Annotated in this window: 12 protein-coding genes; all 12 read right to left on the bottom strand. The window is 50.9% G+C overall.

The genetic code is table 11. The features are described from left to right. Positions 1 to 13: 13 nt before the first annotated feature. Positions 14 to 487 (bottom strand): acyltransferase, encoded by a 474-nt coding sequence (locus C1876_RS18045; protein WP_227114779.1) that lies wholly within the window; start codon positions 485 to 487, stop codon positions 14 to 16. Further along, on the bottom strand, positions 484 to 1,725 hold the full coding sequence (locus C1876_RS15920; protein ID WP_158544723.1) for a glycosyltransferase family 4 protein: 1,242 nt from the start codon (positions 1,723 to 1,725) through the stop codon (positions 484 to 486). The genes C1876_RS18045 and C1876_RS15920 overlap by 4 nt, the downstream gene beginning before the upstream one ends. Then, positions 1,718 to 2,992 (bottom strand): glycosyltransferase family 4 protein, encoded by a 1,275-nt coding sequence (locus C1876_RS15915; protein WP_114547708.1) that lies wholly within the window; start codon positions 2,990 to 2,992, stop codon positions 1,718 to 1,720. Before C1876_RS15915 ends, C1876_RS15920 begins: the two co-directional genes overlap by 8 nt. Next, complete coding sequence (locus C1876_RS15910) at positions 2,989 to 4,341, bottom strand: lipopolysaccharide biosynthesis protein (RefSeq protein WP_114547707.1); 1,353 nt, start codon at positions 4,339 to 4,341, stop codon at positions 2,989 to 2,991. Before C1876_RS15910 ends, C1876_RS15915 begins: the two co-directional genes overlap by 4 nt. Positions 4,342 to 4,353: 12 nt before the next feature. After that, a complete protein-coding gene (locus C1876_RS15905) occupies positions 4,354 to 5,541 on the bottom strand; it encodes a hypothetical protein (RefSeq protein WP_148044554.1) in 1,188 nt (395 codons plus the stop codon). 112 nt (positions 5,542 to 5,653) lie between these two features. Further along, positions 5,654 to 6,739 (bottom strand): glycosyltransferase, encoded by a 1,086-nt coding sequence (locus C1876_RS15900; protein ID WP_114547705.1) that lies wholly within the window; start codon positions 6,737 to 6,739, stop codon positions 5,654 to 5,656. Between the two features lies 1 nt (position 6,740). Next, positions 6,741 to 7,835 carry a glycosyltransferase family 4 protein gene (locus tag C1876_RS15895; protein ID WP_158544722.1) on the bottom strand — a complete coding sequence of 365 codons (1,095 nt, stop codon included), beginning with the start codon at positions 7,833 to 7,835 and terminating at the stop codon, positions 6,741 to 6,743. A gap of 238 nt (positions 7,836 to 8,073) precedes the next feature. Continuing rightward, complete coding sequence (locus tag C1876_RS15890) at positions 8,074 to 8,580, bottom strand: acyltransferase (protein ID WP_211309567.1); 507 nt, start codon at positions 8,578 to 8,580, stop codon at positions 8,074 to 8,076. Positions 8,581 to 8,590: 10 nt separating this feature from the next. Further along, a complete protein-coding gene (locus C1876_RS15885; RefSeq protein ID WP_114547703.1) occupies positions 8,591 to 9,733 on the bottom strand; it encodes a UDP-N-acetyl glucosamine 2-epimerase in 1,143 nt (380 codons plus the stop codon). Positions 9,734 to 9,735: 2 nt separating this feature from the next. After that, positions 9,736 to 10,926, bottom strand: a complete 1,191-nt coding sequence (locus tag C1876_RS15880) for a polysaccharide biosynthesis C-terminal domain-containing protein (protein ID WP_114547702.1) — start codon at positions 10,924 to 10,926, stop codon at positions 9,736 to 9,738. Continuing rightward, on the bottom strand, positions 10,923 to 11,972 hold the full coding sequence (locus tag C1876_RS15875) for a polysaccharide biosynthesis protein (protein ID WP_274542574.1): 1,050 nt from the start codon (positions 11,970 to 11,972) through the stop codon (positions 10,923 to 10,925). The genes C1876_RS15880 and C1876_RS15875 overlap by 4 nt, the downstream gene beginning before the upstream one ends. After that, a partial coding sequence (locus tag C1876_RS15870; RefSeq protein ID WP_148044552.1) for a WecB/TagA/CpsF family glycosyltransferase occupies positions 11,962 to 12,720 on the bottom strand: 759 nt, incomplete at its 5' end. The genes C1876_RS15875 and C1876_RS15870, both read right to left, overlap by 11 nt.

Here is a 12,720-nt window from a genome sequence, read left to right as displayed (position 1 = left end):
AAGCACAAGCCATTTAATTATTATGATTATTTTTGTTAAGGATTCGATTCTTCTTCCCTTTCCAAGTTAGATTTTTCGTATGCAAAAACTCTTCTCGATGTTTTTGCTCGTAGTCTTCAATTGTGGAGAGCAATCGAGCTGGGATACCTCCTACAATTGAATTGTCAGGGACATTTTTCGTAACTACGGCACCGGCGGCGACAATACAATTATTGCCAATTTCAACTCCAGGCATGATGGTGGCACCCATTCCTATGTGGCAGTTGTCGCCAATAATAACTGGCCGGAACAGATCAATATCCGCGTACTTCTCTTTCAATCCACGAAGAACCCAAACTCCTCCATCGTGAGTGGTAATGTTGACTCCTGCAGTGATTCGGACGTGATTTCCAATATGAACGAGATACGGTTCCGATCCAAAGTTATAGCCGTTGAGAATTTCGCAGTTTTCTCCTATTTCAAGCCCTCTTTTTTTCAGCGCTTTCAATTTTGCCTTTTTAGACCTGAAGACCCACAGGATTGCTCTAAGCAATGGAAGTCCTTCCTTTCCGTCCCATTTAGTTTATTGAGGTATATGCCGAAATCTTGCACGTAATTCGAAAGATCAAATACCTTCGATGCTTTCCTCGATGCTTTCCTCTGCATTGATCTCAATTCGTCTACCGACATGAGTTCAATGCGTTCCAACGCTTCACGCAATGTGCGATCGGTAATTTCTTCCAGGATGATTCCATCTACCCAACTGTCGATAACGGAATCGGCACCTCCAACGCGATTGCAAATTACCGGAGTGGCACAGCACATCGACTCTGCAAGTTTGGTAGAAAAGCCAGCACGCGCGTAAAGATCTTCTCTTCTGAAAAGGATGCTGAAATCAGCAGATTTTATTATCTCCAATGCTTCTTCATGGAGCATTCTTTCCAGAACACGAATATGCTCGCTCTCATAGCTCTCCTCCGCAATTCTTGTAATGAATTCGGATTCTTCTTCCGATGCGCCCACTATCGTGAAAACCACTTTTTTCTTCGAGCACCTTAAGTTGTGATGCATTACCGCCCTTATGAAAGGGACAATAGAATCTTTTCCGTCTCCAAGAGAGCCAACATATACTATGTTTACCGAATCTTGAGATGCGAAAGGAGTTATCGATTTCATGGATTCCGTATTCTCGAACACTGCTGGGAGAAAAAAGGGATCGCAGCCCTTAGAACAAAAATAACTGTAAAAGAAAGGACTTATTGCAATTTGGCCCGAAAGCGTTTCGTCAATCTTCGCAATCCTCTTGTTGTCGAAATAGTAGTAGATTTTCGAATACAGACCAGCTGCATCTTTTGCTCTAAACCAGTCCGTTTCGTCAACCAGCGTTGCGATATTATTCTTAGCTGCATACTCTAGTGTTTGTTTGACGAGATTAGCGCTGCCGCCATAGAAGACAATCATTTTGGGAGAGAATTTTTCACAGTATTGGATTAATGCTTTCGCCGAATATGAGCTACTCAGCATCTCGATCACCTTTTTTGTTTTCCGAAGACCTTTGAGAGGCTGAAAAAAGGACACGTCGTTGAATCCTTTCTCTTCAAGAGGGTGTGCATTCGTAGTCCACGAAGTAGTCAAAAGATCGACGCTATAGCCGTTGGATTGAAGAAGTCGCGTGATCGCCTTCGTCCGCATCGTGGGAGCGTCGTCTCCAGGAATATGCCTTATGACGTAAAGAGCATCAGCCACACGGATCAACCCCTTTTCCTGCAATTTCCTCATATGCGCCCAGTAATGCTTGTTTGTTTGCACTGCGGGAGTGGTTGATTTCGCGTGCCCTTTTCATTCCTGAAAAGCCAATGTCAAAAGCGCGCCTGGGTTCTTCGAAAACGCTCATGATGTAATGGGATAAAAGACCTATATCGCCCCATGTATACAAGTAAGCTTCTTTTTGATGAATGGCCATGTCGGGAACGCCTCCAACAAAAGAGGCGATGCAAGGCAAACCAAGCATCATAGCCTCACCCATTGAGTTCGGAGAATTTTCGATGCTGGAAGTGGAAACAAAGCAAGCACATTTCCGCATTGCGTCTATTACACCTGTGGCGTTAATTTCACCCAAAAAAACCAGCGAACCGCCAACCCCGAGATCGCGGCTAAGCCTGTTCAGATACCTATCGTAACTTGATCCTTTCAACAAGCTGCTTTTGAATCCGTTTGTGCCACTGATAAAAACCTTTGCATCGGGAAACCTCTCTAGCACTATTTCCATAGCTCTGATCAAATGGTATAGGGCCTTGATCGGTTTACCACCCTGACTGAAAAAGATATTGTGGCTTGATGTTGCGTAACCAGGTTCAGCTTCGTAAAACTCAGTTCTGAGTGTTTCTCCGCAATGGTGATATGAGACGTTTTGGTTGAAACGCTTGCAATGAGCGTAGTCCCACATAGTGCGTCCCATCACATGTTCAATCCTACCCAAAAGCCGTATTTCGTTCATTCCTCGAACATAATAACTCTTCTTTTGAGCCATCAAGTTAGTTCTGCTTTTCAGTTCCGAGATCGTTGTCGCGTGCATGGTGATAGCGGGGATATCAGGGCAGAAAGCCTTAGAGTATTCCGACACAAGACCTTGAATCGAAACCACAGTTTTTGCGAGTATGCCAACATCTGCGGCGGCAACTACCATCGCTTCGCAAAATTCATGTTCTGTCCCGAAAATATGGACGACGTCAGGATTAACTCTTTTCAGCATAGCCTTGAATAAATCGATAGTAGAATCGTACGATTCTTTTTTCCGACTCCAAGGGAATCCGCATGCTAGCAGCCGACCGTCCTTAAATATTTCGACATCCCGTTTGACGGCTTGTGGGTAGCATACGCACAAACTGCGACAACCAGATTCAATAAGATCGTGAAAAGCTCCTGAGATCCATCCGCCCTGAACCGCGATAGATCGTCCATAATGTTTGGAGACATATGGGAGGGGTGTACTGCAGAGCCACATCACATTCATAGCCGGGGTTCCTTCGGTCTCGAGGTTTTTGTGCCATCGTTCGGCTTTCGCAAAAACTTAAAATACAGGTAAGCGGGATAAACAGCAGTCGAGATTAGCATGACCAGGATATTGCCCAGCAACACGCCCGTACTCGTTCCGATGGATAAAGCGAGCATATAGGAAACAGGTATGTTCAAAATTGCTTGAACTATTGCCACGATCATCATCATTTTCAGACAAGACAAACCATTCGTTACCTGGGAGAAAATTGCATTAAACATGTAGATGCCTGTATATATGAACATGCCCAATATCAGACCGTCTGGGTTCTCTAGTGGCTGACCCAGCCATACTGCAATTACCGTATCGTAGAATAGATACAATAGAAAGCATCCAGATAAGGTTACAAGAAAAGGCTTTGCCATGCTCAATATTGCCACAGGGATCGCTCGCGATCCCTGACGTTCGTAATTTGCTGTAATTGATGACCAGAAAGGAGTTATGACAGCCACGTAAAGGCTGGCCAAAGCCATGAATAGCTTATTAGCTGTAGAGAAGGGGGTTACCTCACTTGGTCCGAATATGTTTGAGACGATAATAGTACTCGTGCTGAATAGGAGTAGCGATGCAATTTGAACAACGAAAAACCGGAGGCCAAGGTCAGTCACTTCAATAGCTTTGGCTTTACTGAAGTATTTCAAAGAGGGCATATACTTTTCATGTTTATAGAAAAATGCGCCCGTGAAGCCAATCCCGACGACGACAGAGGATAACCCATATACAACTGCGACAGAAAAAAGAGGATCATCCAATGTCGGGAATAGAAATAACGCACATACGCTGGCGAGCATCAGTGCCTGTTGAACAACCCCCAAAAGATTAACAATATGAGCTTTCTGGATAGCAAAGAAGAGACTTTTACAAATTGAGAATATGAAACTTAAACACATAAGCAAGAAGCTGACGCAAATCGGAGCTTTCAAATCCGAGTATAGGTGTGAGTCTACATTAAGAAGGGAATTCCAGTTGATCAGCTGGAACAACAGAATGGCTACGATGGCCATCACGGTTACGATAGCCGAGAGAAGGATATATGCGCTCGAAACAAGGCTTTTTATGCTGCTCTCGTTTTCTTCGCGAGCAAGCGCGATACTTAATTGATTTCTTAAACCGTTGCCAATGCCAATATCGAAGTATGCTATCCACGAGACTACATTCAGAATTACGGCCCAAACGCCATAAAGCTCGACTCCTAAATACCTCAATACTATTGGCACGTAAAGGAAGCTGAGAATTATGCTTGCAACTTTATAGATAAGGAGAAGAGTGCTGTTCCTTTTTATATTCCTTGCACTATAGTCAGGCATAGTGGACTTGCCTCATATTCGAGAGGAAGCTTGCTTTAGTTGCTCGTATGCGGTCGGTTGTTCTTTGGGGGCTAGTGCAAGATACATTGAAATGGAAATTAGGACAGGAGTAAGCACAAGCGCCTGAGAAACAGCATACAGGATATACACGATCAGATAGATTGCGGTTCTAATGGAACCGAGGCGAGCTCGAAAAACGGGACCTAATAGCCAATGCAGATATACAATAATGAATGGGAAACCCAAAGCTGCCGATGTGGTAAATAGGCCGGCACCGACGGCTAGTTCGCCTTTTGCGGCCGTAATCTCGTCGAACCCGACTCCGAAGGGAGACTTGAGCAGAGACTCAAGCGAAGCAACAACCGAATCGATCCTCACGCCTCCGTTGCCCTCCATTAACGAAAAGTTTCCCTCTGAGAAGACCTTGTCGAAAAAGCTTTCTGACAAGAAACTGCCGTCCCCTCTCACGATGTAATCATAAAATAGGAGCACTATGCATAATAAAACAAGGAACAACACCCGATTTTTAATCTCAGCCGAACCCTTCATCATAAAATAGCCAATTATCATTATGATAAAGGAGAGATAGCCCGTCGTTGAGCCGCACGTGATAAGAGCCAAAGAAAGTAATCCTATTTCTGCAAGTACTTCGTGATTGGATGTGGTCAGCTTTTCGCGTAGAAAAAGTAGATAGTAAAGAGCTCCGATCAGAACTGCTTGGTACACCCCAGGCTCGGTGTAAAAGCCGATATTCCTTATTTCTCCTTCACGTATGCTGACAAGCAGTAATCCTTTCGTTTGAAAGCTCTCGATCCCAAAAGCCGACAGATTATAATATGTTCCTTGCGAAGAAAAGGGGCTAAAAGGTAACAGGTAAAATAGAGTTGGGATTACCAACCTGGCAAAGTAAAAAGCCATGCTAACGATTGCCAAAACGGTAATAAGGCGAATCATTCTTTTGGGAAAGTTTGCATAGTCATATTTGATAGCAATAACCAGCAAGGATAAGCGGAGCCCATACGAAAGGAACACCCCAATACCAACTCCGCCAGCAAAGACACGTACCAAACCCGATAAGGTCAGAAGAAATCCGAGAAAAGCAAGCGTGCGAAAATCCCAATAGCGCCTGCTCAAAATGACTATCGCCATGAAAAATGCAGCTGCGAAAGGTACTGCTTCCTGCAAGTAATAGTCATACAAGTACGACTGCCCACAAATGAGAACGCAATAAATCATCGCATAATGTGCTATGCACCTAGTCTTATCATGTACGAAAAATCCCCTGTTAGTAAGGCCATCGATCGCACGTGGACTAACGGTCATTATTGCCCCATAGAATGCTCAGCCATTTTTCTCCTATTACGTTGATATCAATCTGGGCACGTATTTTTGCAGCTTCGCGAGAAAACGACGCGGCCAATTCTTCCTCTTCGACGATACGGCACATGCATTTTGACATCATCTCAACATCATTCACATCGACCAAAAAGCCGTTTATGCCGTCGTTAATCACAGATTCGGCACCACCGCCGTCACAGCGCGTGCATATAGAGGGCACACCCATAGACAGAGCTTCAAGCATGGAATTGGATAGTCCTTCGAAGCGCGAAGCCATAACGAACATCGCGCTTGTTCGAACACGTTCGTTTACTTCACTGGAAAAGCCCCTAAAAACAACGCTTTGTTCCAAACCCAATTCGTGGACTAGTTGTTTTAGGGGCTCCTCTTGAGAAGCGCTCCCAAATCCTTCTCCAAAAATCTCATATGTGTAATCAGGATGAATTTTGTGAAACTGCGCAAAAGCTAATAAAGCCATCGGATAGTTTTTCTGGGAAGCAAGCCTGCCAACCGAGACCACGCGTTTCTCACGGGGCCCGAAATATGGAGAAGGCGTAGCTTGTGACAAGGGATTCCAGATCAGCTCCCCTTTGTCGCGCACGTGACGAGGGAAGCACGCAGCCTCGTCCTCGGTTTGAAACACGATCACGTCAGCATACTTATATAGACAATCTCGAAGCATCGGAAGTAACCTGCTGTTTTCGAAATCGTGTCGGGGATCGTTCCTTACCGAAACAATAACTCGATTCGTGAGTCCAGTCTTTGCAAGTAAGGTATACAAATTTTGATGCGGCAAAAATGATAAAAAAGTTGCTTCAGGATGTGCTTTCATAAGAGACCGAATTACACGTATCTGCTGAAATGGCGAAATATCCTCTTGTGCGTATTTCTCTACCATTTGAACCCCGGTGGGAATCTCATACTGCACTCGACGCTGCTTCGTTACGACGATACATACTTCTATATCGTGCTTTACCAGAAATTCTGAGATTGAAGCAATCACCCTTTCAGCGCCACCTCCTAAAAAGGAAGGACCAATATAGTACAATGCTTTTTTCATTTTAATCTAATCCGTGCTCATTCTTGTTTTTGTAATCCTTACGCATACAAGCTTTTTCGTAGATATTCTTTAGTCCCAATAAATAGTTTTGTGAAGAATACCTCTCACAAACGGTGGCGTATATATTGCTGCTCATGCGGCAACGGGCTTCCGCATCTGTTGTGAGCCTGATCAAGGCGTTGCTGATTGCTAAAGCATCTCCAGCATCAACTAGCACTCCAGATATTTCATCAGCTATGACATCGGAGACGGCTCCAACCCTTGTTGCGACACTGGGAACTCCCTGAGCTGAAGCTTCAAGCAGTGAAAATGGGAGTGCTTCATTATGGGAAGGCAATATATTGAGTATATAGTCTTCAAAAAAACCCGCATTGACAACAACCGTGCCTCGATATCGAACGATCGATCCAAGACCCATTTCAGCGATGCGCTTCTCAATATCCATCAAGTCCCTACCGCATAAATCCACGTACACTCCATTCGGTAAATAGGGCGACGCAAGTGTGAGTGCTCGCAATAAATCATTGAGGCCCTTTTCTGGGCATATATTACCGAGGTATAATATGTGTCCCTTGATTCGTTTGCCATACGGATTGCTTAAAGGAGTGTCGACTGCATTAGGAAGCAACTCGATACGATTGTTCTCAATTCCGCTATCCGCCAGAAAGTTATTCAGGTAAGAGCCGAGAACAATAATGGCATCCGAGTGAGTTAGAATATAGTCGATTTTTCTTTTTCTCTTTTTTGATGCAACACTATAAAAATAGGCTAAGTCACAATGAATTTGAAGCACTATGCATGCTCCGCATCTAACTGCGATACGGGAAAGAATGAAACTTCTATCCAAACTCGCATTGTTTGCCATGTGCAAATGTAGGATTTTTTTCCCTCTTACGCAAAGCAGAAACAGTATGCGTACGATTCCGACCATGAAAACAGCTATTTTTTTCATTTTGGTAAAGAAGCTGGGATTTGCAACATACTGGTTTGCAGTTGTCACGTAGTCGATATCAATCTCATGTTCTGGTGCATTTTGCACGACCATTTTAACTAGTGTACTGATGCCGCCTGTTGCTTTTGGCGTCACCCCTGCCATGACGGCTTCAATCCTCATAAGCAACCTTTCGATCGTATCGGCGAGATACGCCAAGAGCCCAAGAAGTCGTACGAACTTCTTTACTACCAAATCGAGCTACCATAAAGGGTTTTTCTGACGGACCATTTTAAGGATATATTCGTTTAAGTTTCCTATTGATAAAAAATTACGGAAATAGGAAGATACTTCAGCTTTGTAAACAAATCTCCGATAATAGAATTGCACGGGTTTGTAACTTCTATTTATTTATGCGACTTCCAATTTGTCTTGCTGGACATCCGCCCCAAATTGAATACGTTGGATAAATATCATTGGTTACGACAGCCCCTGCAGCCACTACGCAACCTTTGGCGATATGAACACCCTTGAGAATTATAGCGTTTGCCCCCACCCATACATCGTCTTCGATCACGACATCAGCGTCGTTTTCGGGAAGTTTCTCGTTGTCTCCAATTGCAATCATTGGTCTATCGAGAATATCTGTTCGATGATCACCTGTAATGATAGTGATATTCGGCCCTGTCATGAAGTAGTTACCAACAATAACTTCGGCACGTGTCGTCCAAATTATTGCATTGACTCCTATAGAGCAGGCGTCTCCGATGTGAATGTTTTTGTTTCCCTTAAAGTCGCTTCCACGCCCAATACTCACCTTCGTGCCGCAACTGGCTAACGATCGTTTTAGGCTTGGCATGATGAAGAGCCTGTGAAAAAGGCGTTGAACGGTATCGATAAATGTATACACTCCCAATTTCCTAACCCTTCCTCCACACCATCTGGTCCACGATGCCGGTGTAGGACTGGATGATCCTGACCGCCTTCGTCGAGACGTTCTCGTCGACGTAGTCGGGCACGTCCGAGGCGAGGTCGCCCGAGCGCACCGCCTCCACGGCCAGGTCGACGGCCTGCAGCACGCGCTCCGCGGTGATCGAACCAATGACGAACGCGCCGGCGTCGAGCGCCTCGGGGCGCTCGGTGGAGGTGCGCACGCACACAGCCGGGAAGGGAAGCCCCCTCGAGCTGAAGTAGGCGGCCTCCTCGGGCAGCGTGCCCGAGTCGCTCACTGTGCAGAACGAGCCCATCTGCAGGCGGTTGTAATCGGTGAAGCCCAAAGGGGCGTGCGTTCGTACGAGCGGGTGCAGCGCGGTCCCGGATTCCTCAAGCCGCTTGGCGCTGCGCGGGTGCATGCTGTAGAGCACGGGGAGGCCGTAGCGCTCCGCGACGCTGTTCACGGCCTCGAACAGCGTATCGAGGCTGCACGGGTCGTCGACGTTCTCCTCGCGGTGGGCCGACAGCAGCACGTAGCCCTTATCCTCCAGATCGAGCCGGCTGAGGACGTCGGACGCCTCGATGCGATCCCAGTGGGCGGAGAGCACCTCGGCCATGGGGGACCCGGTGACGAACGTCCTCTCCTTGGCCGTCCCCTCGGCGTTGAGGTAGCGCCTGGCGTGCTCGGAGTAGCACATGTTCACGTCGGCGATATGGTCGACGATGCGCCGGTTTGTCTCCTCGGGAAGCCGTTCGTCGAAGCAGCGGTTGCCCGCCTCCATGTGGAAGATGGGGATGTGGAGGCGCTTGGCAGACATGGCAGACAGGCAGCTGTTCGTGTCGCCCAGGACCAGCAGCGCATCGGGTCGCACACGGGAAAGGCACTCGTAGCTTTTCGCTATGACGTTGCCCATCGTCTCACCGAGGTCAGCCCCCACCACGTTCAAGTACTCGTCGGGCTGGCGCAGCCCCAGGTCCTCGAAGAATATCTGGTTGAGCTCGTAGTCGTAGTTCTGGCCCGTGTGCACGAGCGTCTGGTCGAAGTAGCGGTCGCACTTCTTTATCGTCTCGGACAGGCGGATGATCTCGGGACGGGTACCCACGATGGTCATGAGCTTGAGCTTGCCCACGGCTACACCTCCTCGTAATACGTGTCGGGGTTCTCGGGATCGAAGGGCTCGTTGGCCCACATGAGGGTGACGAGGTCTCGCTCGTCCGACAGGTTGGCGATGCTGTGCGTGTGGCCGGGTATCATCTCGACCACCTCCGGCTCCTCGCCGGACACCCGGTACTCGACGACAGGGTAAGGCTCGCCGCCCTCGTCGGTCCCGACGCGGCGCAGTCGGACGAGCGCCTCGCCCGACACCACGCAGAACTTCTCCCATTTCGCATGATGCCAGTGCTGTCCCTTCACGACGCCCGGCCGCGAGACGTTCACCGAGACCTGCCCGCGGTCGACGGTGCGCAGCACCTCGGTGAAGCTGCCGCGCCCGTCGCGGTTCGCCTTCAATGCGTAGGAGAAGTCCGACGGGTCGAGGTAGCTCAGGTACGTCGAGTAGAGCTTCTTGGAGAAGGAGCCGGCCGACACGTCGGGCACGTCGAGCGTCGAGCGCGCTTCGCGGAAGGAGCGGAGCAGCCCCACGATCTCGCCCAGCGTCGCGCGGTGGACGGGGCCGGCGCAGCAGAGCCCGCCGTCTCCGCGGCTCGCGTTGCCGAGGAGCGCCTCGAGCATCTCCGCAACCAGGTCGTCGACGTAAAGCAGCTCCAGCTCGGTCGCGGGGTCGTCCACGCGGACGGGCAGGCCCCTCGCCACGTTGTGGCAGAAGGTGGCCACCGCCGAATTGTAGTTCGGGCGGCACCACTTGCCGAAGACGTTCGGGAAGCGGTAGACGAGGACGTCGGCCCCCGTACGCTCGGCGTGCTCGCGGAACAGCCCCTCGCCGGCCAGCTTGCTCTCGCCGTACGCGCTGCCCGCGTAGCGGCCCTCGAGCGAGGCCTGGGCGGAGGAGGCCAGCATCACCGGGCAGCGGTTCCCGGCCCGCTCGAGCGCTCCCAGCAGATCGGAGGCGAACCCGAAGTTGCCCTCCATGAACTCGGAGGCGTCCTTCGGCCGGTTGACGCCGGCCAGGTTGAACACGAAGTCCGCCTCCGCGCAGAACCTCTCGAGGTCGGCGGCGCTGGAGTCGCGGTCGTACTCGAAGATCTCGAGCGGCAGCAGCGAGGCGTAGCGCGCGCGGCGGTCCTTGCCGTCGCGGACGCATTTGAGGGTCTCGACGAGGTTGCGCCCGACGAAGCCCTTCGCGCCGGTCACGAGCACCTTCATCGCGCGCTCCCCTCGGCGAGGGCCTCTCGCACGTATTCGGCCGTCTTGATCTTCTCGACGGTCGCCGTCACGTCGAGCTGCTCGGTGTTGTGCGAGGTGTAGGAGTCGTCGGCCTGGGTGCGCACCTCGCTGCCGACCGTGAACTTGTCGTAGTTGAGGTCGCGCGTGTCGGCGCGCACGCGCCAGTAGCCGCCCATGTCCTCGGCGCGCAATCGCTCCTCGCGCGTCATGAGCGTTTCGAAGAGCTTCTCGCCGTGCCGCGGCCCCACCACGTTCGTGCCGGTGCGGCCGAACAGCTCCTGCACCGCCTCGGCCAGGTCGCCTATGGTCGACGCCGGCGCCTTCTGGATGAACAGGTCGCCGGGGTTGGCGTGCTCGAAAGCGAAGCATACGAGGTCGACCGCCTCGTCGAGGTTCATGAGAAAGCGGGTCATGGACGGGTCGGTGACGGTGACGGGGTCGCCGCGGCGGATCTGCTCCATGAACAGCGGGATGACGCTGCCGCGCGAGCACATGACGTTGCCGTAGCGCGTGCAGCAGATGGTGGTGCGCCCGGCGCCGTTGCGGGCGTTGGCGTAGATGATCTTCTCCATCATCGCCTTCGACGTGCCCATGGCGTTGATCGGGTAGGCAGCCTTGTCCGTCGACAGGCACACCACCTTGTCTACCCCTTCGTCGATGGCGGCGTGCAGCACGTTGTCGGTGCCGATCACGTTGGTGCGCACGGCCTCCATGGGGAAGAACTCGCAGGAGGGCACCTGCTTGAGGGCGGCGGCGTGGAACACGTAGTCGACGCCGCGCATGGCGTCGCGCACCGACTGGGGCTCGCGCACGTCGCCGATGTGGAAGCGCACGCGCCCGGCCTTGTCGGGGTGGCGTTCCTGAAGCGCGTGGCGCATGTCGTCCTGCTTCTTCTCGTCGCGGCTGAAGATGCGGATCTCCCCGACGTCGGAATCCATGAAGTGCTTCAGCACCGTGGAACCGAAGCTCCCCGTGCCGCCTGTGATCATGAGGGTCTTGTTTTTGAGCGTTCCGTTATTCAGCAAGGGAGCATCCTTCCTTCGCGAGCAAGTACAAAAAGCGGGTGTTCGTCACGGCGTATCGCTTGAAGAGACGCCCCGGCTCCTGAATGAGACGATAAAGCCATTCCAAGCTGGCATTCTGCATCCATCTTGGCGCTTCTGGCACGATGCCGGCGAGAACGTTGAAAGCTCCGCCGACGCCCACCATGAGCGCGTTTGTCTTTCCTTTTAATTGCGCACACAGCATCTCCTGGCGAGGGGCCCCGAGGCCCATCCAGACGATGTCGGCGCCGGAAGCGTCGATGCGCTCGCATAGCTCGCTTTTCTCGTCTTCCGTCAGGTCTCGGAACAGAGACGGCTCGAAACCCGCTATGCACAAAGAGGGAAATTCCTTGCCGAGCGTGTTTACCAGCGCTTCGACGTTCGGGCGGGTATTGCCGTAGAAGTAATGCGAGGCTCCTTCGAACTCGGAAGACGAGAATATCTTCCTCATAAGATCAGGGCCGGTCACCCTTTCCATCTCGGGAGCAATCTTGGAGCCGGCCACTGAAAGCGGTTTCCCGTCGGGGAGCGTCAAGAACGAGTCAATCTGCACCTTTTTATACGACTCGTTATCATGGGCCATGACCGTCGTGTGCGCGTTCGATACGCAGACGTAGCTTCCACGTGCCTCTCCAGAGGAAAGACCAAGGGCGATCGCATCGAGGGCGGAAGACATGCTTACCGCCGATATGGGGATCCCGATGACGCTGACGTTGCGGATGGGTTTAGG

It is taken from the genome of Eggerthella sinensis, assembly GCF_003339815.1.
In the GTDB taxonomy this organism is placed as follows: Bacteria; Actinomycetota; Coriobacteriia; order Coriobacteriales; family Eggerthellaceae; genus Eggerthella; species Eggerthella sinensis.
This window is presented reverse-complemented; position numbering and strand designations above follow the sequence as displayed.

Excerpts from the sequence above, each read along its gene's own strand:
- C1876_RS15915 (WP_114547708.1), bottom strand. The coding sequence starts at position 2,992 with ATGAATGTGATGTGGCTCTGCAGTACACCCCTCCCATATGTCTCCAAA.
- C1876_RS15910 (WP_114547707.1), bottom strand. The coding sequence starts at position 4,341 with ATGCCTGACTATAGTGCAAGGAATATAAAAAGGAACAGCACTCTTCTC.
- C1876_RS15900 (WP_114547705.1), bottom strand. The coding sequence starts at position 6,739 with ATGAAAAAAGCATTGTACTATATTGGTCCTTCCTTTTTAGGAGGTGGC.
- C1876_RS15895 (WP_158544722.1), bottom strand. The coding sequence starts at position 7,835 with ATGGCAGGGGTGACGCCAAAAGCAACAGGCGGCATCAGTACACTAGTT.
- C1876_RS15880 (WP_114547702.1), bottom strand. The coding sequence starts at position 10,926 with ATGAAGGTGCTCGTGACCGGCGCGAAGGGCTTCGTCGGGCGCAACCTC.